Origin of the sequence: Rubellimicrobium roseum, from assembly GCF_006152145.1 — a bacterium.
In the GTDB taxonomy this organism is placed as follows: Bacteria; Pseudomonadota; Alphaproteobacteria; order Rhodobacterales; family Rhodobacteraceae; genus Rubellimicrobium; species Rubellimicrobium roseum.
Window position 1 is genome coordinate 181,657 of sequence record NZ_VDFV01000003.1, and the last position, 23,171, is coordinate 204,827.

The window sequence follows — 23,171 nt, forward strand, 5'->3', positions numbered from 1 at the left end:
GGTCCCCCAATCAACATCTGCGGCGAGGCGCGGCATGGCGAGAGGGCGGGGACGGGCGGGCATGTGGCTGGCGATGGCGCTGGGCCTGTCGGCCTGTGGCGGCAACGCGGGCGACGGCTTCCGCGAATCCGGCGCGCTCGAGTCGCTGACGCCCGAGCAGATCTTCGTGCAGGGCGAGTTGCTGCTGGAGGAAGGGCGCGAGGACGACGCGGCTTTCACCTTCACCGAAATCGAGCGGCTCTATCCCTATTCGGGCTGGGCGCGGCGCGGGCTCATCATGGCGGCCTTTGCCTTCCACCGCGACGGCGACTACGAGAACGCGCGGGGCGCGGCGCAGCGCTACCTCGACTTCTATCCGGCCGAGGAGGACGCCGCCTACGCGCAGTATCTCCTGGCGCTCAGCTACTACGACCAGATCGACGACGTGGGGCGCGACCAGGGGCTGACCTTCCAGGCGCTGCAGGCGCTGCGCACGGTGATCGAGGTCTATCCCGACAGCCCCTACGCGGCCGATGCGATCGTGAAGTTCGACCTCGCCTTCGACCACCTGGCGGCGAAGGAGATGGAGATCGGTCGGTTCTACCTCGCGCGCGGGAACTACACGGCGGCGGCGAACCGCTTCCGCGTGGTGGTCGAGGATTTCCAGACCACCCGCCATACGCCCGAAGCTCTGCACCGGCTGGTGGAGACCTATCTCGCGCTGGGGCTCGACGCCGAGGCGCAGACGGCGGGCGCCATCCTGGGCGCGAACTATCAGGCGAGCGACTGGTACCGCGACAGCTACGCGCTGCTGACGGGCCGGGGGCTGCGGCCCGAGTCGGTGGGCGACAACTGGCTGAGCGCGATCTATCGGCAGGTGATCCGGGGCGAGTGGATCTGAGGCCGCGCGCCTGCGGCGACGGTCGCAGGCGTATTTGAGCCAAGTTGATGAGGCGGTCCCATCAACTTGGTCCAAGTACGCCTGCCCGGCGGTGAGGCCGGGCGCGCCGGTTCACATGACAGCGCCCATCTGCCAGGGCACGAACTCGGCCCCGCCAAAGCCCAACTCCTCGGACTTGGTGTGCTGGCCGCTCGCCGTGGCGAGGAACTTTTCGAAGATCTCGCGGCCCTTCTCCTCTAGCGGGACACCGGCCGAGACGACGTCGCCGCAGTTGATGTCCATGTCGTCGGACATGCGGGCGTACATCTCGCTATTGGTGGCGAGCTTGATGCAGGGCACCGGCTTGTAGCCCGAGACCGAGCCGCGCCCGGTGGTGAAGACGATCAGGTTCGCGCCCGAGGCGATCTGCCCCGTGACCGAGCAGGGGTCGTAGCCGGGCGAGTCCATATAGACGAAGCCGCGCTCGGTGATCGGCTCGGCGAACTTGTAGACCTGCGTGAGCGGCGCGGTGCCGCCCTTGGCGACAGCGCCCAGGGATTTCTCCAGGATGGTCGTGAGGCCGCCCTTCTTGTTGCCGGGCGAAGGGTTGTTGTCCATCTCGCCGCCGTTGCGGGCGGTGTAGTCCTCCCACCACTTGATGCGCTCGACGATCTTTTCGCCCACCTCGCGGGAGACCGCACGGCGGGTCAGAAGATGCTCGGCCCCGTAGATCTCGGGCGTCTCGGACAGGATCGTGGTGCCGCCATGGGCCACGAGGAGGTCCGACGCCGCGCCGAGCGCCGGGTTGGCGGTAATGCCCGAATAGCCGTCCGAGCCGCCGCATTGCATCCCGATTACGAGATGCTCGAGTCCGGCGGGCTCGCGGACGGCGCGGGCGGCCGAGTCCGCCATCTCGCGCAGGATCGCGACGCCCTTTTCGACGGTGCGGCGGGTTCCGCCCGTCTGCTGGATCGTCATGTAGCGGAACGCGCCGTCGCCGCGCATCCGGCCCTGGCCCACGAGGTCGGGGACCTGCATGACCTCGCAACCCAGGCCGACGAGCAGGATGCCCGCGAAGTTCGGGTTGCGGGCGTAGCCCTGGAGCGTGCGGAAGAGCGTTTCGTAGCCTTCGTCGGTCCCGGACATCCCGCAGCCGGTTCCGTGGACGATCGGCACCACGCCGTCGATGGCGGGGTTGTCGCGCAGCCAGTCCTCGCGCTCGCAGGCCTCGGCGATGAAGCGGGCGACGCTCCCTGAGCAGTTCACCGAGGTCAGCACGCCCAGGTAGTTGCGTGTGCCCACTTGTCCGTCCTGGCGGTGGTAGCCCAGGAACTGGCGCACCTCGGTGACGGGGGGCAGCGGACGTAGGTCGGTGCCGAAGGCGTAGTCGGTGTCGTGGGCGCCCATGCCGAGGTTGTGGGTATGGACATGCTGGCCGGGCTGGATGGCCTGCGTGGCCGCCCCGATGATCTGGCCGTAGCGGATGACGTTGGACCCGGGCGCAATGGGCGCCACCGCGATCTTGTGGCCGCGCGGGACCGGGCCGGGCACGGGAGCGCCGAGTTCGGGCAGGACGATGCCCGCCGCGAGATCCGCAAGCGCGATGACCACGTTATCGGCCGGGTGCAGGCGGATGGTGGCGGAGGTCGTCAGGTCGAGCATTGGGGTTCCCCCTCGGGCCGGGTCGTTGACATGATTCGGACGGCAGCTAACATGCTAGCATGTCGCGCACTGCTGTTGAATCACCTCCGGATGCGGAGATGCCGATCCTCCGATCCCTGGACGGCTATGCGGGCTCGTTGGCGCAGCGGGTCTACGGGACGCTCAAGGAGGCGATCCTTGACCTTTCGCTGAAGCCCGGGGCAATCCTGCGCAAGGGCGAGGTCTGCGCGACCCTTGGCGTGTCACGCAGCCCCGTGTCCGAGGCCTTGGCCCGGCTCGCCTCGGAGGCGCTGGTGGACGTGGTGCCGCAGGCGGGGACCTTCGTCGCGCGGCTTTCGATGGAGGAGGTGCGCGAGGGGGCCTTCCTGCGCGAGGCGCTTGAACTGGCGGCCGTGGAGTTGGTGGCCGGGGCGGCGACGGAGGCGCAGTTGATCCAGCTGCGCCGCAGCCTGCGGCTGCAGGAGGCGCTGGTGGAGGACGCCGACGTGGGCGGGTTCTATGCGGCCGACGCGCAGTTCCACGAGATGATCCTGAGCTTTACCGGCCACCGGCGGCTGCCGGGGCTGTCGCGCACCGCCTGGGTCCATGTGGACCGGGCCCGGCGGCTCCTGCTGCCCGAGCCGGGGCGGGTGGGCGAGACGCTGGAGGAGCACCGGGCGATCCTCGCGGCATTGGAGGCCCGCGATCCGGTCGCGGCGCGGGGCGCGACGCGGACCCATCTGCGGCAGGTGGTGACGCGACTCGAACGGCTGGTGGAGGCGCGGCCGGAGCTCTTTGCCTGAGGGCCGTGCCGCCCGGTCCTTGCCGGGGCGAGCCGGGACTCACTAGCATGTCGGCAGGACAGGGGGACGGGATGCACCTGAAGACGCGACTCCACGCCAAAAGCGGGCTGGCCTTCACCGAGCTGGGGCTGGGGACGGCCCCGCTCGCCAATCTTTACCGCTCCGTGTCCGAAACGGAGGCGCGCGCCATCATGGACGCAGCCTGGGCGGGCAGCGTCCGGCATTTCGACACCGCGCCGCTCTACGGGCTGGGGCTGGCGGAGTCGCGGCTCAACCCCTTCCTGCGGGGGAAGGATCGCGATTCCTACGTGTTGGCCTCCAAGGTGGGGCGCTGGCTCAAGGCCACGACCTTCGAGGGGCGCGAGGGGCACGGGAAGTGGTTCGACGTCCCGTCGCGCGTGGGCGTCTACGACTATTCCTACGACGGGGTGATGCGGTCGCTGGAGTTCTCGCTGGAGCGACTGGGCGTGGACCGGATCGACATCCTGCACGCGCACGACCTCGACGTCTGGACGCACGGCTCGCAGGACAAGCTGGACCGCTGGCTGGGGCAATTCGTCGAGGGCGGCCACCGCGCGCTGCACGACCTGAGGTCGCAAGGTGTGATCCGGGCCATCGGGCTCGGGATCAACGAATGGCAGACGGCGCAGTGGCTGGCCGAGCGGGCGGACCTCGACGTGATCCTGCTCGCCGGGCGCTACACTCTGCTGGAGCAGGAGGCGGCGCGAAGCTTCCTGCCGGTCGCGCGCGAGAAGGGGATCGGCGTCATCATCGGCGGGCCCTACAACTCGGGCGTCCTCGTGGGGAAGGAGTTCTACAACTACGACCGGGTGCCGCCGGCCGTGGCCGAGCGCGCGAAGCGTCTGCGCGCCGTGTGCGACAGCCATGACGTGAATCTCACCGATGCGGCCTTCCAGTTCCCGCTGCGCCACCCGGCGGTGGTCTCGGTGATCCCCGGCAGCCAGAGCGTGGCCGAGATGGAAGGAAACCTCCGCGCGGCCACGGCGACAGTCCCCGAGGCGCTCTGGGAGGACCTCGCGAGCCAGGGGCTGATCCCCGAGGCCGTGCCGGCGTGAGAGCGCGCGGTTCCGTGAGGACCGGGGCCCGGTGGCGGGGGTTGACCCCCCTCCGGGCGCAGGCCACATCCTGAGCGGGACAGGCGGGAGACGGGGATGCTGCGCGCGCTCGAGATACGCGACATGCTCATCATCGAGCGGCTCGACCTCGCCTTCCGGCCCGGGCTGAACGTGCTGACGGGCGAGACGGGGGCGGGGAAGTCGATCCTGCTCGACAGCTTGGGCTTCGTGCTGGGCTGGCGCGGGCGGGCCGAACTGGTGCGGCGCGGGGCCGAGCGGGGCGAGGTGACGGCGGTCTTCGAGCTGCCGCCCGGCCATCCGGGGCATGCCGTGCTGGCCGAGGCGGGGATCGAGCCCAACGAGGACGACCCTGCCGAACTGATCCTGCGACGCGTCAACTATCAGGACGGGCGCAAGACGGCCTGGATCAACGACCGCCGCGCCAGCGGAGAGACGCTGCGGGCGCTGTCCGAGACGCTGGTGGAGCTGCACGGGCAGCAGGACGACAAGGGCCTGCTGAACCCGCGCGTGCACCGGCAGCTTCTGGACGACTTCGCCGGGGCGGAGGGGCTTCTCTCGCGCGTGCGCGAGACCTGGGCCGGGCGGCGCGAAGCCCGGCGGGCGCTTTCGGAGGCCGACGCGGCACGCGCCAAGCTGAAGGCCGAGGAGGACTTCCTGCGCCACGCGGTGGAGGAGATGTCGAAGCTCGACCCGCAGCCGGGCGAGGAGGCCAGCCTCGACGCCCAGCGGCGGCTGATGCAGGCCGGGGAGAAGATCCGCGAGGGCATCGCCAAGGCGCTGAACGCCATTTCCTCGCAAGGCGCCGAGGGGCTGATCTCCGAAGCGATGCGGCGGCTCGACGCCGCCGTGGACCAGGCCGAAGGGCGGCTCGACGAGCCGCTGGCGGCGCTGGAGCGGGCGCAGGAGGCCTTGGGCGAGGCCGAGGGCGGCGTGCGCGACTTCCTCGACGCGCTGACCTTCGACCCGCGCGCGTTGGAGGAGACGGAGGAGCGGCTCTTCGCCATCCGGGCGCTTGCGCGCAAGCACAATGTCTTGCCGGACGATCTGCCCGCGCTGGGCGAGGCCATGGCCGGGCGCCTTGCGGCGCTGGACGCGTCCGAGGCGGACCAGTCGCGGCTGACGGCCGCGGTGAAGGCGGCGGACGCGGCCTATGCGACGGCGGCGGACGAGCTGTCGGCCTTCCGGCGCGACGCGGCCGGGCGGCTCGCGGCGGCGATGTCGGCGGAACTGCCCCCCTTACGCATGGAGCGCGCGGTGTTCTCGGTCGAGGTCACGGCTGCGGAGCCCGGCCCCGAGGGGCAGGACGACGTGCGCTTCGTGGCCGCGACCAACCCCGGCGCGCCGCCGGGGCCGCTCGACCGCATCGCGTCGGGCGGGGAGCTGTCGCGATTCCTGCTGGCGCTCAAGGTCTGCCTGCTGCGGGAAGGCGACGCCAAGACCATGATCTTCGACGAGATCGACCGCGGCGTGGGCGGGGCGACGGCGGCGGCCGTCGGCCGGCGGCTCGCCGATCTCGCGCGCGGGGGGCAGGTGCTGGTCGTGACGCACTCGCCGCAGGTGGCTGCGCTGGGCGCGCATCACTGGCGCGTGGAGAAGCGGGTGACGGACGGCATGACGACCTCGCGCGTGGTGCCCCTGGACCCGCAGGACCGCGTGGACGAGATCGCGCGGATGCTTGCGGGCGAGACTGTCACCGAGGCCGCGCGCGGGGCCGCGCGCGAGCTTCTGGGGGACGCGGCCTGACAGCCTAGAGCCGCTCGATGCGGACCTTGCCCGGGTAGAAGGCGAGGTGGCCGGCGATGGGGGCCACGTCGTCGATGGGAGCCTCGTAGGACCAGGCGGCGTCCTGCGCCCGGCTGCCTTCGCCCACGAAGGTGAAGTAGCTGGCCTGCCCCTTGTGCGGGCATGTGGTGCGGGTGGGCGAGGGCTCGAACAGCGCCATCGCGATGTCGTCGCGGGGAATGTAGATGACCGCAGGGTAGGTGCCCTCGCGCAGCTCCAGCGCGCGGCGGCTTTCGGCCAGGACGGCGCCGTCGGCGGTCACGACCCAGGTCCCGTCCGAGGGCGTGATGGTGATGTGCTTCGTCATGCTGAAACTCCCCTGTTCGCTTACCGCTACAGGAAAGGTGGGTGGAGCCCCGACAGGCCGCAAGGGCATCAGAGCGGGGCGCAAGCGGAGTCCAGCCAATCGCGCGCCGCACCCTCGACCCGCGGCCAGATCCGGTCGAGGACGCCCGCATGGTAGGCGTCGATCCAGGCGCGCTCGTCGCGGGACAGGAGGTCCGGCACGATCAGCCGCCGGTCGAGCGGCACCCAGGTGAGCGTGCGGAACGACAGCATCGCGCGGTCGTCGGCGCCGGGCAGGGAGGGGGCCTCCTCCACGAGAATCAGGTTCTCGATGCGGATGCCCCAGGCGCCCTCGCGGTAGTAGCCGGGCTCGTTGGACAGGATCATGCCGGGCTCGAGCGGCACGTCCGACAGGCGCGACAGGCGCTGCGGGCCCTCGTGGACGCTCAGGAACACGCCCACGCCATGGCCGGTGCCGTGGTCGTAGTCCTGCCCGGCGAGCCAGAGCGGATAGCGGGCGAGCGCGTCGAGGTGCTGGCCGGCGACGCCCTTGGGGAAGCGGGCGCGGCTGATGGCGATCATGCCCTGAAGCACGCGGGTATAGGACTCGGCGGCGCCTTCCGGCGCGGGGCCAATGGCGACCGTGCGGGTGATGTCGGTCGTGCCGTCGAGGTACTGGCCGCCCGAGTCGACCAGTAGCAACTCGCCCGGGCGGACTGGGGCGTCGGTCTGCTCCGTCACGCGGTAATGGACGATGGCCCCATGCGCGGCCGCGCCGCAGATCGTGTCGAAGCTGAGGTCCAGGAGCGCGTTGGTGGCGCGGCGGAAGCCTTCGAGCCCCCGCACCACGTCGATCTCGGTCAGGCCGCCCTTGGGCGCCTCGCGGTCGAGCCAGGCGAGGAAGCTCACCATCGCCGCGCCGTCGCGCAGGTGCGCTTCGGTGGTGGCGGCGATCTCGGCGGCCGACTTGCGGGCCTTGGGCAGCAGGCAGGGGTCGGACCCGCGCGACACGGTGATGCCCCGGGCGGTCAGGAACTGGTGGATCGCCTCGGGGCAGCTCTTGGGATCGAGCCGGGTCGGCGAGGGGAGGAAGTCCAGGCCGGGGACGAAGGAGGTCTCCGGATGGACGCGGACCTCCTCGCCCAGGTGGTCGCGGATCGCGTCGGCCTTGCCCGGGCGGGCATAGAGGTCGCAGGTCCCGTCCTCGTGCAGCACCGCGAAGGCGTGGGGGACGGGGTTGTAGGCCACGTCGCCACCCCGGATGTTGAGGAGCCAGGCGATGCTGTCGGGCAGCGTCAGGACGCAGGCCCGCTCGCCCGCCTCGCGGAGCTGCGCGGCCAGTCGGGCGCGCTTGGAGGCATGGCTCTCGCCCGCGATCTCCTCGGGGAAGGCCGAGAAGGCTGCGTCGGGCGCGGCGGGGCGGTCGGACCAGAGGCGGTTGATGGGGTTGTCAATGGGGACGAGGCCGATGCCCTTGGGCGTCAGGCGCTCGCGCAGGTTCTCGATCTCGTCCACGGTGTGGAGCCAGGGGTCGAAGCCCACGCGCTGCCCCGAGCCCAGCCGTTCGAGAAGCCAGTCCGCGAGCTTCACCTCGGGCCAGTTCACGGGGGTGAAGTCGGGGGCGACCTGCGAGCGGACCTGCACGCGGTAGCGGCCATCGACGAAGACCCCTGCCTCCTGTGCCGTCACGGCGCAGAAGCCCGCCGAGCCCGTGAAGCCGGTGAGCCAGGCAAGCCGCTCGTCGGCGGGGGCCACGTATTCGCCCTGAAAGCGGTCGGCGCGGGGCACCAGCACCGCGTCGAGCCCCTCGGCCCCCATCAGCTCGCGCAGCGCGGCCAGCCGCGCGGGACCATGCGACGGGTCCGCCGTCACGTCGAAGCGCTGGAACATCAGGCTCGCCTTCTCTCGTGGCGCGCGCGCTTGCGCGGGTCCGCCTCGAACAGCGAGGCCAGTTGTTCGGTCATGGCGCCGGCGAGCTGCTCCACGTCGGTGATGGTCACGGCGCGCTGGTAGTAGCGCGTCACGTCGTGGCCGATGCCGATGGCGATCAGCTCCACCGCCTTGCGGCGCTCGACCATGGCGATCACGTCGCGCAGGTGCTTCTCCAGCGTGTTGGCAGGGTTCACCGAAAGCGTGGAGTCGTCCACGGGCGCGCCGTCCGAGATGACCATCAGGATCTTGCGTGCCTCGGGGCGGCCCACCATCCGGCGGTGCGCCCATTCCAGCGCCTCGCCGTCGATGTTCTCCTTGAGGAGGCCTTCCTTCATCATCAGGCCGAGGTTCGGGCGCACCCGCCGCCACGGGGCATCGGCCGACTTGTAGACGATGTGGCGCAGGTCGTTGAGGCGGCCGGGCAGGGGCGGGCGACCTTCGCCCAACCACTTCTCGCGGCTCTGCCCGCCCTTCCAGGCGCGGGTGGTGAAGCCCAGGATCTCGACCTTGACCTGGCAGCGCTCCAGCGTCCTGGCTAGCACGTCGGCGCAGATCGCGGCGATGGAGATGGGGCGGCCCCGCATGGAGCCGGAGTTGTCGAGGAGAAGAGTCACCACCGTGTCGCGGAACTCGGTGTCCTTCTCGACCTTGAAGCTCAGCGGCGTCGTGGGGTTGGCCACCACGCGGGCGAGGCGGCCGGCGTCGAGGATGCCCTCCTCGCGGTCGAACTCCCAGCTCCGGTTCTGCTGGGCCTGAAGGCGGCGCTGAAGCTTGTTGGCGAGGCGGCCGACCGCGCCCTTGAGCGGGTCGAGCTGCTGGTCGAGATAGGCGCGCAGGCGGTCAAGCTCGGCGGGCTCGGCCAGCTCCTCGGCGCCGATCACCTCGTCGAACTGGGTGGTGAAGACCTTGTAGCCGGGGTCGGCATCCGAGATGGGCGTCGGGGGCGGAGGCTCGTGCGGGGCCTCGCCCTCGGGCAGCTCCTCGGCGTCCATCTCTTCGGCGTCCGATTCGGCCTCCATCGAGACCTGCGCCTGCGAGCTGTCCTGCTCCTCGTCCTGAGAGCGCTCGGGCGAGGCCTCGGCCTCCTCGGACTCGCTCTCCTGCTCGCCGCCGGCGTCCTCGTCCTCTTCTTCCTCGGGCTCGGCCTCGTCCTGCGGCTCGTCCTCGGCATCGTCGGGGTCGTCGCCGAGCTGGTCGCCGTAGCCCAGGTCGCGGATCACGTCGCGGCTGAACCGCGCGAAGGCGCGCTGGTCGGACAGGAGGTCGGGGATGTCGGCCAGACGCTCGCCGGCCATGTCCTCGATGAAGCCGCGCCAGAGCTCCATGACGTTGGAGGCGCCGGGGGGCAGGGGGCGGCCCGTGGCGAGGTGGCGGATCAGGTAGCCCGCGGCGATGGCGAGGGGGGCGTCCTGCGAGTTGCGGATCTGGTCGTAGCCCTTGCGCCGCGCCTCGGAGGCGATGCGGGCGTCGATGTTGCCGGCGGTGCCCGGCATGTGCTCGGCCCCCAGCGCCTCAACGCGGGCGGTTTCCATCGCCTCCATCAGGTCGCGCGCCATCTGGCCCTGCGGGCGGTAGCGGTCGGCCACGCCGGGGTCGTGCAGGCGGCGGCGCAGCGCGAGGCTGTCGGCCGTGCCGCGGGCGAGCAGGATCTCGTCCTTGGTCAGGCGGCGCGAGACCTGCGGCAGCCGCATCGTGTCCGCCGACAGGCCCGGCGGGTCGACCGAATAGCTGACCGTGAGGTCCGGATCGTCGGCCATGACCTTGGTGGCCTCGGCCAGGGCCTTCTTGAACGGGTCGGCGGGGTTGTCGGAGGGCTTGGACATGAGGAAGATAAAGCACCCGAGGGGGGTGGCGGCAAGGGCGGGCGCGGCCTTCCGCGCAGGGCCTGTGCGGCGGCGCGCGGGCCGGGCGCTTGCCCTTCGGCCCGTTGCGCCCCAGGTTCCGGGCCTGACATCCAACCCGGAGGTTCCGCCATGGCCGATACGCCGCGCATCGCCCTCATCATCAGCTCGACCCGCGATTCGCGCTGGGCCGACAAGCCCGCCCAATGGGCGCTCAAGAAGCTGCAGGCCCGCGGCGACATGGAGGTGGAGCTCGTGGACATCCGCGACTTCCACATCCCGTTCTTCAACGAGGTCGCCTCGAACGCCTATGTCCCCACGCAGGACCCCAACGCACGCCGCTGGCAGGAGAAGATTGCCGGCTTCGACGGCTACGTCTTCCTCGTCGCGGAGTACAATCGTTCGATCACCGGGGCGCTGAAGAACGCGCTGGACCAGGACTACGTCGACTGGGGCCGCAAGCCCATGGGTGCGATCGGCTACGGCTCCGTGGGCGCGGCCCGCGCCATCGAGCAGCTTCGCCTGATGGCGGTCGAGCTGCAGATGGTCCCGGTGCGCGCCGGCGTCCACATCGGCGGCTCCGAGTTCTACCGCGTCGGCCCCTACAACCCGAATCCCGAGCCCATCGAGGCCATCGACGGGGTGCTGGACGGGTCGTTCAAGGACATGGCCGACCAGGTGGCCTGGTACGCCCGCGTCCTCAAGCCCGCCCGCGCCGAGGCCGCGCAGGCGGCTGCCTGACGGCCGGCCGCCCGGGCCGCGACCGAGCGCCGTCCAGGGGTCCTGGGCGGCGTTGTCGTGTCCGGGGCGGGCGAGGGCAAGGTTGGGCAAGACGCGGGTCTCCGGGCTGTTGGCCCGAAGATCGCAGGAGCGGGTTAAGGAAGCGTAGCGGCACCGCGCGGTGGGTCTAACGCAAGGTTAACGGCGGTTGGCGCGGTGGACCGGCCGGGCTAGCGGGCCGGGAGACCCGGAATGCCGCCCTGTTCGAGGAACCGCAGGTCGCCTTCCAGCCGGGCGCAGTTCCGGAGAAGCGTCTCGAACAGTTCCTCGCTCTGCTCGTCGCCGTCGCGGACATAGGCGGTCAGGAGGTCGCGCATCCAGGGACGGCGCTCGGCGATGAGCCGGTCGGTCTCGGCCTCGCCGATGACGCGCACGGAGGCCGCGCGGAACCGGGCGGCCAGCGCCCGCTCGCCTTCGTCGCCCAGCACGTCGGCGTAGCCTTCCCAGAGGGCGGCGCAGTGGGCGGGCGGGTAGATGGAGGGGCGGTCGTCCGCCGGCGCCGCAAGGGGGAGGCCCGCCAGGAGGCAGGCCAGGGGCGCCCCGGAGCGGAGCGCCCGGGCCCTCACCGCATCGCCATGGCGACGGCGCTTTCGGGAAGTTCCTCGGCGAAGCAGCGCTGGTAGAACTCGGCCACGGTCTGGCGCTCCAGCTCGTCGCACTTGTTGAGGAAGGACAGCCGGAAGGCGTAGCCAACGTTGCGGAAGATCTCGGCGTTCAGCGCCCAGTTGATGACCGTGCGCGGGCTCATGACGGTGGACAGGTCGCCGTTCATGAAGGCCGTCCGGGTGAGGTCCGCCACCGTCACCATCTGGTTGATCGTCCGGCGGCCCTTCTCGGTGTTGTAGTGGGGGCACTTGGCCAGGACGATCGCGGCCTCGGCGTCGTGGGACAGGTAGTTGAGCGTCGCGACGAGGGACCAGCGGTCCATCTGCGCCTGGTTGATCTGCTGGACGCCATGGTAGAGGCCGGTCGTGTCGCCCAGCCCCACCGTGTTCGCCGTCGCGAAGAGCCGGAAGGACGGGTGCGGCGTCAGGATCTGGTTCTGGTCCATCAGCGTGAGCTTGCCGTCGGTCTCCAGCACGCGCTGGATGACGAACATCACGTCGGGGCGGCCCGCGTCGTATTCGTCGAAGACGATGGCGCAGGGGTTCCGCAGCGCCCAGGGGAGGATACCCTCCTGGAACTCGGTGACCTGCACGCCTTCCTTGAGGCGGATCGCGTCCTTGCCGATCAGGTCGATCCGGCTGATGTGGCTGTCGAGGTTCACCCGCACCATCGGCCAGTTGAGGCGCGCGGCGACCTGCTCGATGTGCGTCGACTTCCCGGTGCCGTGATAGCCCTGGATCATCACCCGCCGGTTGTAGGCGAAGCCCGCCAGGATCGCGAGCGTGGTGTCGGGATCGAACTTGTAGGTCGGGTCGATCTCGGGGACGCGGTCCGCGGCCTCCGCGAAGGCCTTGGCCTTCATCTCGGTGTCGATGCCGAAGACATCGCGGACGGAGATCTCTTCAGTGGGCCGGGCCTGCGGATCGGTCATTCTGGTTCCCATCTTCTCCGGTCGCCCGCGCGCGTCGTGCGGGGACAATTCGGGTCAGGGCTTTCTTATTCCGTTCGGAGGTCGCCGCAAGGGGCGGCCGGGCACGGGCGCCGCGACCGGCGGCTTTCGATGCGCCGGCCCGTTGCGCTTCCCGCTGCGGCAGGTCATGTGACGGCAGGGGAGGGACCATGGCGAGCCTACTGGAGATCGAGGACCTGATCGCCCGCATGGCGCTGGGCGACCGGCGCGCGCTGGCGGCGCTCTACGACGCCACGTCGGCGAAACTGTTCGGCGTCGCCCTGCGTGTCTTGGACGACCGGTCCGAGGCCGAGGACGCCGTTCAGGAGATCTACGTGAAGCTGTGGCACAACGCCGACCGCTACAGGTCCAACGGCCTCTCTCCCATGACCTGGATCATCACGGTCGCGCGCAACCATGCCATCGACCGCCTGCGCGCCCGCCGCGCGACCCGCGCCGCGCCGATCGAGGAGGTGGCCGAGCTGGCGGACGAGGGGCTGACGCCCGAGGAAGCCGTGCTGGCCTCGTCGATGCAGGCCCGCATCGGCGCCTGCCTGGGGACGCTGCCCGCCGACCGCGCCGACGCCATCCGCCGCGCCTATCTGGGCGGCGAGGCCTATGCCGACCTCGCCGAGCGCTACGGCGTGCCTCTCAATACCATCCGCACCTGGCTGCGCCGGGGCCTCCTCAAGCTGCGGGAGTGCCTGGGTTGACGCTGCTGGACTACGAGGACGACAACGGGCTGGCCGCGGAATACGTGCTGGGCCTCCTGACGCCGGACGAGGTGCGCGAGGTCGAGGAGCGGCTGGGGATCGACCCGGAGTTCCGGGCGCTGGTGGCGCGCTGGACCGAGGACCTGGTGTCGCTGACCGACGACATCCCCTCCATCGCGCCGCCGCGGCCCCTGGAGGGGATGGTGATGCGCCGGCTCTTCCCCGAGGCGGAGCCCGCGCGACGCGGCTGGGGCTGGTGGCCCTGGCTGCTGGGCGGGGTCGCGGCGGCGGCTCTGGCGGTGGTGGCGCTGAACCCGCAGCTCCTGTCGCGCAGCGGGCAGCCCGACTACGCCGCCCGCATCGCGGCCGAGGATGGGTCGCTGGTGGTGGAGGCGAGCTTCGACCGCGACAGCGGCCGGCTGGAGCTGCGCCGCCTGAGCGGCGCCGCGCCCGAGGGTCGGGACTTGGAGCTGTGGCTGGTCGAGCTGCCCGAGGGCACGACGATCTCGCTGGGCGTTCTGCGGCGCGACGAGGCGACGACGGTGGTGGAGGTCGGCCCCGACCTCGCGCCCGTCTTCGAGAGCAACGCGCTGGCCATCTCGGAGGAGCCGCTGGGCGGCTCGCCCACAGGACAGGCGACGGGCCAGGTGCTCGCGTTGGGGCCGATTACGGACCTTTGACCAGCGGAGGCTGAAACCCGGCTGCGTTGCGTCCGTGGCTTGGCGCGGCCGGCCCAGCCGGTTTCGGTTCGACAAGGGGCCGCCCCGGCCTCTCAGGGCCAATGGCAGCCTGAACCGAAGGATGACAACAAGTGCAATGGTGGGCGGCGCCCGTCCCTTGGGAGGGGCGTCGCCCGGCCGCCTCAGTCCTTGAAGTTGCGGCTGTCCTTGATCTGGTCCCAGGCCCAGACGACCTCGGCGAGCTGCTCTTCCTGGCTGCGGTCGCCGCCGTTCATGTCGGGGTGCAGCACCTTCACCAGCGCCTTGTAGGCCTTACGGATCTCGGCCTTGGTGGCGGTATCGCGCACGTCGAGGATCTCGCAGGCGCGCCGCTCGGTCGGTGGGAGGCGGCGGCTGCCGGTCGCGCTGGGGGCGGCCTTGCCGGCGTTGCGTGTGGCGTTGTCGCCCAGGACCTGATGCGGGTCGTCGATGCCCAGGCGGGCCCAGGCCCGCTGCTCCTCGGTGCGCTTGCCGAAGGGCTTGGTCTCGCGGCCCCAGACGCGGTCGCTCTGGACCTGCTCGATGAACTCCTGCTCGGTCGCGCCGTTGAAGAAGTTCCATTTCAGATTGTACTCGCGGACGTGGTCCTTGCAGAACCACCAGTAGTCGTCGAGCGTGTCCGGCGACTTGGGCGCACGGAAGGCGCCGCGCTCCTGGCAGCCGGGATGGTCGCAGCCGCGCGTGGAGGTCTCCGAGGCTCCGGTCATGCCACGGCGGCCACGCGGGTTCTTCTTCTTGGAGGCCGACACGGACATGTCGAAGCCGAAGGGATCGTTCTTTGCCATGCTCACGCTACGCTCGCTGTCCTGCTCTTTCCGTCCGGGACGCGCGAGTTTAGTCATCGGTGCGCCGGATTGAAGGGGGCCATCGTAAAAAGATGCAACTTGCAGAAGAAATGCGCCAAAGGCTGGAGACCGCCTTCGGGCCGACGCACCTCGAGGTGCTCGACGAGAGCGAGCAACATAGAGGTCATGGCGGCTGGCGGGAAGGGGGCGGGACGCATTGGCGCATCCGCCTGCAATCCCCCGCCTTGGCCCCGATGAGCCGGATCGAGCGGCACCGCGCCGTCCATGCGGCGCTGGGCGCGGACATCGTGGGGCGCATCCACGCGCTGGCGCTGGAGGTGGGGGGCTAGAACCCTATTCCGCCGCGTGGCGCGCGCGGTCGGGTTCGGACCCGGGCTCCATGCGGCGCAGGATCGAGGGGAGAGGCTCCTCCTCCCGCGCGGGCGGGGTGCGGGTCGCGGCCGGGGCGGGCGCCGACAGGGGCGGGGTCGCCGTGATGGCCGGGGGCAGGACGGGGGCGGCCGCCTCGCGCGGGGGGGCCGCCTTGGGACGGCGGAACACGAGAAGCGTCTCCATGACCGTCTCGCGCCCGCCGAACCAGCCGCGGCGGCGCTCGCAGGGCAGGGTGTCGGTCCGCACGAACTCCCAGCCCTCGCGGGCCAGGCGGTTCATCTCGGTTTCCAGGGCCAGGGCGAAGCGGTCCTCGGGGCGGCGAGTGCCCTTGGCCTTCAGGCCCCGGCGCGGGGCCGGGACGACGCGATATTCGTGAGACTGCATGCCACCCCCTCTGAACCCGCCAGAGGATAGCGGGCCGGGCCGATTCGTCCAATCGGGCTAAAGGCCGAGGCGCGCGTTCACCAGGGCGTTGACGGCGGCGGGGTTGGCCTTGCCGCCCGTGGCCTTCATCACCTGCCCCACGAACCAGCCCGCGAGCTTGGGGTTGGCCTTGGCCTTCTCGACCTGCGCGGGATTGGCGGCGATCACCTCGTCCACCGCGGCCTCGATCGCGCCGGTGTCGGTGACCTGGCGCATCCCGCGCGATTCGACGATGGCGCGCGGCTCGCCGCCCTCGGTATAGACGATCTCGAAGAGGTCCTTGGCGATCTTGCCCGAGATGTCGCCCGACTGGATGAGGTCGATGATGCCGCCGAGCTGGGCGGGCGAGACGGGGCTTTCCGACAGCGCATGGCCTTCCTTCTTGAGGCGGCCGAAGAGGTCGTTGATGACCCAGTTCGCGGCCATCTTGCCGTCGCGCCCTTGCGCCACCGCCTCGAAGAAGGCGGCGTCCTCCACGTCGGCCGTCAGCACCGAGGCGTCGTAGTCCGTCAGGCCGAAGTCGCGCATGAAGCGCGCCTTCTTGGTATCGGGCAGTTCGGGGAGCGAGGCGGCGAGATCGTCCACCCAGGCCTGCTCGATCTCCAGCGGCAGGAGGTCGGGGTCGGGGAAGTAGCGGTAGTCGTGCGCCTCCTCCTTGGAGCGCATGGAGCGCGTCTCGCCCTTGTCGGGATCGTAGAGCCGCGTCTCCTGCACGACCTGTCCGCCGTCCTCGAGGATGGCGATCTGGCGCCGGGCCTCGTGCTCGATGGCCTGCTGGATGAAGCGCAGCGAGTTCATGTTCTTGATCTCGCAGCGGGTGCCCAGGCCCGAGGCGTCGCCCTCCATGAACCGCTCCCAGGCGCCGGGGCGGCAGACGGAGACGTTGACGTCGGCCCGCAGGTTGCCGTGCTGCATGTCGCCGTCGCAGGTCCCGAGGTAGCGCATGATCTGGCGCAGCTTGGAAACGTAGGCGGCGGCCTCCTCGGGCCCGCGGATGTCGGGGCGGCTCACGATCTCCATGAGCGCCACGCCCGTGCGGTTGAGGTCCACGAAGGACATCTGCGGGTCCATGTCGTGGATCGACTTGCCGGCGTCCTGCTCGACGTGGATGCGCTCGATCCGGACGCGGCGGACGGCGCCGCCGACCTCGACCCAGACCTCGCCCTCGCCCACGAGCGGGTGATAGAGCTGGCTGATCTGGTAGCCCTGCGGCAGGTCCGGATAGAAGTAGTTCTTACGGTCGAAGGCCGAGACCAGGTTGATCTGCGCCTTGAGGCCCAGCCCCGTGCGGACGGCCTGCGCGATGCAGCCTTCGTTCACCACCGGCAGCATCCCCGGCATCCCGGCGTCCACGAAGGCGACCTGGCTGTTGGGCTCGGCGCCCACCTGGGTCGAGGCGCCCGAGAAGAGCTTGGCCGCGGTGGCGATCTGCGCGTGCACTTCGAGGCCGATGACCATTTCCCAGGGGCCGGTCACGCCTTCGATGACCTTGGCCTTGGGGGCGGGACGGATGTGATCGAGCATCGCACGGGCCTTTCGAGGAAGGATTCGCTTGGGTCCTAGGAGGATGCGCCGATTTCCGCAAGCGCGGGCGATCGTGCACGGCCCGGGCAGCGAAGCCAGCTTGACCGGCGGGACTCTGCCGATCACCGCCCCGTGAGAGTGGCGGGACTCTGCCTAAATGAGGGGTCTGGCATCCCGACGGGTTTACGCGGCCGTCATAGGCGGATCGTCATGCAGCCATGCAAGACGAAACGAACACAGCACGTGTCCTTCCTGCAACGCGCGCCCTGGTTCTCGGGTTCCTCGGAGCGGTGGCCCTGGGGGGATGCGCGGTGCAGACGCCCGAAGTCGCGCCCGTTCCCGAGGCCCTGCCCGTGATGGCTTGGGACCACCAGGGGCCGCACACCGACCAATGGACCGAGGCCACGCTGACGGCCCTGGAGACCGAGGGGGCGGCGCTGCTGTCCGAGGTGCCGGGAGACATCGGCACCTGGTGCCCAAACTATGTCCAGGCCGAGCCCCGCGAGCGGGCGGCCTTCTGGGCGGGCCTGCTGTCGGCGCTCGCCCGCTTCGAGAGCACCTGGAACCCGCAGGCGGTCGGCGGCGGCGGCCAGTGGTTCGGCCTTGTGCAGATCGCGCCGGCGACCGCGCGCGGCTACGGCTGCGAGGCGGACTCGGGCCAGGAACTGACCGACGGGGCCGAGAACCTGGAATGCGCCGTGCGGATCGCGGCCCGCACCGTCACGCGCGACGGCGTGGTGGCGGCCGGGGGCGGCGGATTCGCGGCCGACTGGGGTCCCTTCGCCAGCGCCGACAAGCGGCGCGAGATGGCGCGCTGGGTGTCAAGCCAAAGCTACTGCCGGGGGTGACGTTTCCGCGTGAGGTGACGCGCGGCTGCCAAGCCCCTGACAGACAACAAGAACTAACGAATTGGCGAATCGGGAGATGTGCGTCATGGTAAGACCGCTGCACATGGCACGCTGGACCCTGGGGGGGACCTTTGCCGTGATCGCGGGGCTGGCGGCTTCTGCCGAGCCGCTGGCCCCGATGGAGCCCGCTTCCGGATCGCTGCTGGACCGGCTGGCCGCCGTCGAAGCGACCGCCGCCACGCCCGATGTCCTGGAACCCGCCGAGCGCCCCGTGGCGCGCGTGGCGGCGCAGGTGCCGGTCGAGGTGGCGGTGCGGAGCGGCGCGGACCTGCGGCCCGAGGCGCGTCCGGTCTTCACCGGCGCCGCGCGCTGGGACGACAAGGGTCAGGGCGCGGACTGGAGCGTTGCCGCCATGAACGCCATCGAGGCGGCGCCGCACGACCTGCGGGACATCGTTCCCGCCGACATCGGCGTTTGGTGCCCCGGCTACCTGCGGAACCCGGCGCACCTGCGCGCGGCCTTCTGGGTGGGTACCGTGTCGGCGCTCGCCCGCTACGAGAGCAACTTCGACGCCGACGCCCAGGGAGGCGGGGGCGCGTGGCACGGGCTTCTGCAGATCTCGCCCGCGACGGCGCGCGGCTACGGCTGCGACGCGACCACGCCGGCCGAGCTGCACGACCCCGAAGCCAACCTGCAATGCGCCATCCGCATCATGTCGCGCACCGTGGCGCGCGATGGCGTGGTCTCGGCGGGGGACGAGGGCATCGCCGCCGATTGGGGGCCGATGTCGAGCAACAAGCTGGAACCCAAGATCCGCGATTGGGTCAGCAGCCAGGACTACTGCAAGCCGAACCTCGCGGTGATGGCCTCGCTGATCCCGCCCGTGCGGCCGGGCACCGAGGCGGCGGTGGCCGAAGCCGCGCCGGCCCCGCGCGGGGCGGCCACAGCGGCCACGGGCTACACCCTGGCCGCGCTGGACTGAGAATTCCGTGGAACGAGCGGCCGCGAACGGCCGCCAGAGGGACGACGGAGCGCGAAGGGCCCCCCTCGGGGGCCCTTTTCGCGTTCTAGAAGCGCAGCGCGGGCTTGCGGGTGGCCGAGAGCATGCTGACCGTCTGGTCCTCGCGCCCGCCCAGGGCCAGCGTGGCGCGGCGCAGCATCTCGATCCCCTCCTCGGAGGAGGCGGGCAGCGAGGACGGGCTGATCTCCTCGCCCACCTTGACCACGTAGGGCTGACGGGCCTTGTTCAGCATCTCGTGGAAGAGCGTGATGTCCCGCAGCGTCGGGTGGATCGCGTCGAAAAGATAGAACAGGACCGAGTTGCGCGCCCGGATGTTGATGGGGATCACCGGCAGCTCGAACTTGCGCGCCAGCATCGCCGCCGAGGCCATCCAGGGCCGCTCGTGCAGGCGCAGCCCCTCGCGCTTGGCGAGCCGGCCGGAGGGGAAGATCACGCCCAGGCGCCCATCCTCCACGGCCTTCTTGGTCAAGGCCATCGTCTCGCGCGCCTTGGCATGGGTGCGCTTCTCGACCCGCCACTCGACGGGGATGATGAGATCCTCGAACTGCGGCAGCACGCGCAGGATGTCGCGGTTGGTGTAGATGTAGAGGTCGGGCCGGATGCCGCGCAGGACATGCCACAGGATGATGCCGTCGGCGATGCCGGTGGGGTGGTTCGCCACGATCAGCGCCGGGCCGTGGCGCGGGACGTTGGACAGGCCCGAGACGGTGACGTCGCGCGCGAGCGTCCGGCCCAGGTCGTCCATGATCTCGGCCATGGGCAGGGATTCGTAGCGCTCGCCCAGGGTGACGGTGCGGTCGTACTGGAGCGCCTTGTCGAGCAGGGCGCGCGCCGGCCGGACGAGCGGGCTGCCGCTGGCGAGCCACGGCGCGCGTTCCTCGATCAGGGGGTCGATGCGGTCTCTCATTCTCTCTGTCACCGAGTGATGGAAGTGGCTCACCCGTGACAGGGTCGGCCCACGCGACTGTGATCTCAGAGGTATGCTGCTGCACGGGACGGAGCAACCCCTGCCGAAAAAGGCGGCAGGGGCTGATCCGGTTCCCGCCTAGCCCAGCATCCGCGCGACCATCTCGGACAGGTCGCGCGAAAGGCCGGGGGCGGACTGGATGCGGCGCAGCTCGGCTTCGGCCAGCGCCTGCCGGTCCGCGTCGTAGCGGCGCCAGGTGCTGAAGGCCCCCGACATGCGGGCCGCGAACTGCGGATTCGCCCCGTCCAGCCGCAGGAGCCAGTCCGCGAGCAGCCGGTAGCCCGCGCCCGAGGGGTCGTGGAACCCCGCCAGGTTGCCGGCGAAGGCGCCCAGGACCGAGCGGAAGCGATTCGGGTTCGTCCAGACGAAGGCCGGGTGCCGCGTCAGCCGCTCGGCGGTGGCGACGGCCTCCTCGGGGCGGGCGAGCGAGGCCTGGAGCGCGAACCACTTGTCCATCACGAGACGGTCGCCGGACCAGCGGTCGTGGAAGGCCTGCAGCTCGGCTTCGCCCGCGTCGACGAGGAGAAGCGCCGAGAGCGCGGCTACGCTCTGGGTCATGTCGGCCGCGCCCGCGAACTGCGCCCGCGCCCGCGCGCCAACGTCGGTCCGCGACAGCAGCATCAGGGCCGCGTTCCCGAGCGAGCGCCGCCCGACCGAGTCGGGATCGGGCGAGTAGGGGCCGGGCACCTGTCCTTGGTCGTGGAGCCCGGGCAGCAGGTCGGCCAAGGCGTGGGCCAGATGCTCGGCCACCTCCTCGTGGGCGCGGAAGATGGCGAGCGGGTCGGGCGTCAGGCCCGCGCCGTGAAGCGCCTGCGCCGTCTCCTCCTGCGAAGGCCGCGCGAGAATCGTGGCGCGATAGGCGGGCGAGAGCGTGTCGTCGCGCAGCACCGCCCGGAGCGCCGGGGCCCAGGCCGGGTCGATGTTGCGCCCGTCGAGCCGCGCCCGGATCGCCCGCCGGGCCAGCGTCTGGGCGGCCTCCCAGCGATTGAACTCGTCGGTGTCGTGGGCGAGAAGGAAGGCCGCTTCCTCCTCGGGCGCGTCGCGGTCGAGGAGGACAGGAGCCGAGAAGTCGCGCAGGATCGAGGGGATGGGCCGGGTCGGCAGGTCGAAGGCGAAGCTCTGCCGTTCCCCGGTCAGCTCCAGCACGGTCGTGGGCACCACCTCGTCGCCGTTGGGGTTGAGGAGCCCGACCGCTACCGGGATCACCATGGGCGCCTTCGTGGGCTGGCCGGGGGTGGGCGGCACGGTCTGGCTGAGGTCGAGCGTGTAGCGCCCCTCCTCCCACCGTTCCTCGACGCGCAGGCGCGGGGTGCCCGCCTGCGAGTACCAGAGCTTGAACTGCGAGAGGTCCCGGCCCGTGGCGTCCTCGAAGACCTGGAGCCAGTCCTCGACGGTGGCGGCCTGCCCGTCATGACGCGCGAAGTAGAGGTCGAGCGCGCGGCGGTAGCCCTCGTCCCCCACGAGCCGCTTGAGCATCCCGATGACCTCGGCGCCCTTCTCGTAGACGGTCATGGTGTAGAAGTTGTTGATCTCGACGAAGCTCTCGGGCCGGACGGGGTGGGCGAGGGGGCCGCCGTCCTCGCGGAACTGCCCGGCGCGCAGGGCGGCGGCGTCGTGAATGCGCTTGACGCCTCGCCCGCGCAAGTCGCCGGTGAACTGGGCGTCGCGGAAGACGGTGAGGCCTTCCTTGAGCGAAAGCTGGAACCAGTCGCGGCAGGTGATCCGGTTGCCCGTCCAGTTGTGGAAGTACTCGTGCGCGACGATGGCTTCGATGCGCTCGTAGTTGGCGTCGGTCGCGGTCTCGGGGGAGGCCAGGACGGCGGAGCTGTTGAAGATGTTCAGCCCCTTGTTTTCCATCGCGCCCATGTTGAAGTCGTCCACGGCCACGATGTTGAAGACGTCCAGGTCGTATTCGCGCCCGTAGGTCTCCTCGTCCCAGCGCATGGAGGCCTTGAGCGACTCCATGGCCCAGGCGCATTTGCCCTCGTCGCCGGGGCGGACCCAGACGGCGAGGTCGACCTCGCGGCCCGTCATGGTCGTGAAGCGGTCGCGATGGGCGAGCAGGTCCCCCGCCACCAGCGCGAAGAGGTAGGCGGGCTTGGGCCAGGGGTCGTGCCAGATGGCGACGCCCTCGCTCCGCTCTCCGGGGTTGCCGTTCGACAGCAGCACGGGGAGATCGGATTCGATGCGGGTGGTGAAGACCGCCATCACGTCGGGCCGGTCGGGGTAGAAGGTGATCCGGCGGAAGCCCTCGGCCTCGCACTGGGTGCAGTACATGCCGTTGGAAAGGTAGAGCCCTTCCAGGCGGGTGTTGGCTTCGGGGTCGATCTCGACCACCGATTCCCAGGTGAAGGGGCCGTCCGGCACGTCGCAGGTCAGGCCTTCGAGCGCGATCCGGGGGGAGACGGGCTGGCCGTCGATCCTGGCCTCGATCAGCCGCAGGTCCTCGCCGTGGAGGAAGAAGGGGCCCGGTCTCGCCTCGGGGTTGGGGCGGAAGCGCAGGCGCGAGGTGACGCGCGTGCCCCGGGGCGCGAGGGCGAAGGTCAGGTCCACGCCGTCGATGGTCCAGGGAAAGGGGGTGTAGTCCTTGAGATGGATCGTGCGGGGGTCCGCCGTGCCGTCCGCCATGCGCCGCTCCCTGTGGCTCGCTTGCCGTGAACAAATCCAGGGCTCGGACGTTAGGGGCCCTGTAACCGACCCGCAAGGCGGGGGCATGAAGGAGTTCAGGGGATGTCCGCACCCAAGACCAACATCGACAAGCAGACGCGGCGGCACCGCGGACCGCTCCAGGGCATGTTCGCGGTCGTGCTGTTCGCGCTCGTGCTGCTGGCGATCCTGGGCTTCTGGGCCTTCGGCCGGGGTGGCGATCCGCAGGGCGCCGCGACCCAGGTGCAGGAAGGGACCGGCACCACCGAGAGCGGCGGGGCGAACGACGCGATCACTGCCAACGACAGCTCCGAGGAGGAGGCCGGCAGCGGCGCGGCGACCGATCCGGCGGCCGACCCCACGGCCGTCACGGTTCCGTCCCAGACCGTCACGGCTCCGCAGACCGGGCAGACCGGCCCCGTGAACCCGACGACGGGCGACAGCACGGCGGCCCAGCCCCTTGACCCCGTCGAAGAGGACGGGGCGGCGACCGAGGGGGGCGCGGCCACCGACTCGGCAACCGAGTGATCCCTGGCTAGGATGGCCCGTGGTGGGGG

Annotated in this window: 22 protein-coding genes; 11 read left to right on the forward strand and 11 right to left on the reverse strand. The window is 70.8% G+C overall.

Features of this window, described 5'->3' with window-relative positions; translation table 11 throughout:
• The first annotated feature begins 34 nt into the window (after positions 1-34).
• Positions 35-880, forward strand: a complete 846-nt coding sequence (locus FHG71_RS04935) for an outer membrane protein assembly factor BamD (protein WP_139080503.1) — start codon at positions 35-37, stop codon at positions 878-880.
• A gap of 111 nt (positions 881-991) precedes the next feature.
• On the opposite strand, the gene FHG71_RS04940 is transcribed toward FHG71_RS04935, so the two are convergent.
• Positions 992-2,521, reverse strand: a complete 1,530-nt coding sequence (locus FHG71_RS04940) for a UxaA family hydrolase (RefSeq protein WP_139080504.1) — start codon at positions 2,519-2,521, stop codon at positions 992-994.
• Between the two features lie 98 nt (positions 2,522-2,619).
• Here FHG71_RS04940 and FHG71_RS04945 point away from each other — a divergent pair, with 98 nt between their 5' ends.
• From FHG71_RS04945 to recN, 3 genes are all read left to right on the forward strand, one after another.
• On the forward strand, positions 2,620-3,303 hold the full coding sequence (locus FHG71_RS04945) for a GntR family transcriptional regulator (RefSeq protein ID WP_218014036.1): 684 nt from the start codon (positions 2,620-2,622) through the stop codon (positions 3,301-3,303).
• A 71-nt stretch (positions 3,304-3,374) separates the two neighbouring features.
• Complete coding sequence (locus FHG71_RS04950; RefSeq protein ID WP_139080506.1) at positions 3,375-4,379, forward strand: aldo/keto reductase; 1,005 nt, start codon at positions 3,375-3,377, stop codon at positions 4,377-4,379.
• A gap of 96 nt (positions 4,380-4,475) precedes the next feature.
• Positions 4,476-6,143, forward strand: coding sequence for a DNA repair protein RecN (gene recN / locus FHG71_RS04955; RefSeq protein WP_139080507.1), 1,668 nt, complete (start codon positions 4,476-4,478; stop codon positions 6,141-6,143).
• A 4-nt stretch (positions 6,144-6,147) separates the two neighbouring features.
• Here recN and FHG71_RS04960 read toward each other — a convergent pair whose 3' ends face one another.
• From FHG71_RS04960 to cobT, 3 genes are all read right to left on the reverse strand, one after another.
• Positions 6,148-6,489 (reverse strand): DUF427 domain-containing protein, encoded by a 342-nt coding sequence (locus tag FHG71_RS04960; protein WP_139080508.1) that lies wholly within the window; start codon positions 6,487-6,489, stop codon positions 6,148-6,150.
• Between the two features lie 68 nt (positions 6,490-6,557).
• Positions 6,558-8,357 (reverse strand): aminopeptidase P family protein, encoded by a 1,800-nt coding sequence (locus FHG71_RS04965; RefSeq protein ID WP_139080509.1) that lies wholly within the window; start codon positions 8,355-8,357, stop codon positions 6,558-6,560.
• Positions 8,357-10,222, reverse strand: coding sequence for a cobaltochelatase subunit CobT (cobT, locus tag FHG71_RS04970; RefSeq protein WP_139080510.1), 1,866 nt, complete (start codon positions 10,220-10,222; stop codon positions 8,357-8,359). The genes FHG71_RS04965 and cobT overlap by 1 nt, the downstream gene beginning before the upstream one ends.
• 150 nt (positions 10,223-10,372) lie before the next feature.
• Here cobT and FHG71_RS04975 point away from each other — a divergent pair, with 150 nt between their 5' ends.
• Positions 10,373-10,981, forward strand: a complete 609-nt coding sequence (locus FHG71_RS04975; RefSeq protein ID WP_139080511.1) for an NADPH-dependent FMN reductase — start codon at positions 10,373-10,375, stop codon at positions 10,979-10,981.
• Positions 10,982-11,190: 209 nt separating this feature from the next.
• Here the strand turns inward: FHG71_RS04975 and FHG71_RS04980 are convergent, their stop codons facing one another.
• The gene (locus FHG71_RS04980) at positions 11,191-11,586 is read right to left on the reverse strand and encodes a hypothetical protein (RefSeq protein ID WP_139080512.1); all 396 of its coding nucleotides are present in this window, start codon (positions 11,584-11,586) and stop codon (positions 11,191-11,193) included.
• Positions 11,583-12,557, reverse strand: a complete 975-nt coding sequence (gene cobS / locus FHG71_RS04985; protein WP_176559294.1) for a cobaltochelatase subunit CobS — start codon at positions 12,555-12,557, stop codon at positions 11,583-11,585. The genes FHG71_RS04980 and cobS overlap by 4 nt, the downstream gene beginning before the upstream one ends.
• A gap of 188 nt (positions 12,558-12,745) precedes the next feature.
• Between cobS and FHG71_RS04990 the strand changes: the two genes are divergently transcribed.
• Both FHG71_RS04990 and FHG71_RS04995 read left to right on the forward strand, forming a co-directional pair.
• The gene (locus FHG71_RS04990) at positions 12,746-13,288 is read left to right on the forward strand and encodes a sigma-70 family RNA polymerase sigma factor (protein WP_139080514.1); all 543 of its coding nucleotides are present in this window, start codon (positions 12,746-12,748) and stop codon (positions 13,286-13,288) included.
• Complete coding sequence (locus tag FHG71_RS04995; RefSeq protein WP_139080515.1) at positions 13,285-13,968, forward strand: anti-sigma factor; 684 nt, start codon at positions 13,285-13,287, stop codon at positions 13,966-13,968. Before FHG71_RS04990 ends, FHG71_RS04995 begins: the two co-directional genes overlap by 4 nt.
• Before the next feature lie 182 nt (positions 13,969-14,150).
• On the opposite strand, the gene FHG71_RS05000 is transcribed toward FHG71_RS04995, so the two are convergent.
• Positions 14,151-14,792 (reverse strand): J domain-containing protein, encoded by a 642-nt coding sequence (locus tag FHG71_RS05000; protein WP_139080516.1) that lies wholly within the window; start codon positions 14,790-14,792, stop codon positions 14,151-14,153.
• A 92-nt stretch (positions 14,793-14,884) separates the two neighbouring features.
• On the opposite strand from FHG71_RS05000, the gene FHG71_RS05005 reads away from it, so the two are divergent.
• Positions 14,885-15,142: a BolA family protein gene (locus FHG71_RS05005; RefSeq protein WP_139080517.1), complete on the forward strand. Its 258-nt coding sequence runs from the start codon at positions 14,885-14,887 to the stop codon at positions 15,140-15,142.
• 4 nt (positions 15,143-15,146) lie between these two features.
• Here FHG71_RS05005 and FHG71_RS23435 read toward each other — a convergent pair whose 3' ends face one another.
• Both FHG71_RS23435 and gatB read right to left on the reverse strand, forming a co-directional pair.
• The gene (locus tag FHG71_RS23435) at positions 15,147-15,569 is read right to left on the reverse strand and encodes a DUF4177 domain-containing protein (protein ID WP_176559295.1); all 423 of its coding nucleotides are present in this window, start codon (positions 15,567-15,569) and stop codon (positions 15,147-15,149) included.
• 57 nt (positions 15,570-15,626) lie between these two features.
• Entirely contained in the window at positions 15,627-17,132 is a 1,506-nt protein-coding gene (gatB, locus tag FHG71_RS05015; protein ID WP_139080518.1) for an Asp-tRNA(Asn)/Glu-tRNA(Gln) amidotransferase subunit GatB, read from the reverse strand.
• Between the two features lie 311 nt (positions 17,133-17,443).
• On the opposite strand from gatB, the gene FHG71_RS05020 reads away from it, so the two are divergent.
• On the forward strand, positions 17,444-17,980 hold the full coding sequence (locus FHG71_RS05020) for a transglycosylase SLT domain-containing protein (RefSeq protein ID WP_425467326.1): 537 nt from the start codon (positions 17,444-17,446) through the stop codon (positions 17,978-17,980).
• Between the two features lie 85 nt (positions 17,981-18,065).
• Complete coding sequence (locus tag FHG71_RS05025; protein ID WP_218014037.1) at positions 18,066-18,962, forward strand: lytic transglycosylase domain-containing protein; 897 nt, start codon at positions 18,066-18,068, stop codon at positions 18,960-18,962.
• Between the two features lie 85 nt (positions 18,963-19,047).
• Here the strand turns inward: FHG71_RS05025 and FHG71_RS05030 are convergent, their stop codons facing one another.
• Complete coding sequence (locus FHG71_RS05030) at positions 19,048-19,908, reverse strand: lysophospholipid acyltransferase family protein (protein WP_139080521.1); 861 nt, start codon at positions 19,906-19,908, stop codon at positions 19,048-19,050.
• Between the two features lie 138 nt (positions 19,909-20,046).
• Complete coding sequence (pepN, locus tag FHG71_RS05035) at positions 20,047-22,596, reverse strand: aminopeptidase N (RefSeq protein WP_139080522.1); 2,550 nt, start codon at positions 22,594-22,596, stop codon at positions 20,047-20,049.
• Between the two features lie 102 nt (positions 22,597-22,698).
• Between pepN and FHG71_RS05040 the strand changes: the two genes are divergently transcribed.
• The gene (locus FHG71_RS05040) at positions 22,699-23,142 is read left to right on the forward strand and encodes a RodZ family helix-turn-helix domain-containing protein (RefSeq protein WP_139080523.1); all 444 of its coding nucleotides are present in this window, start codon (positions 22,699-22,701) and stop codon (positions 23,140-23,142) included.
• Positions 23,143-23,171 lie beyond the last annotated feature (29 nt).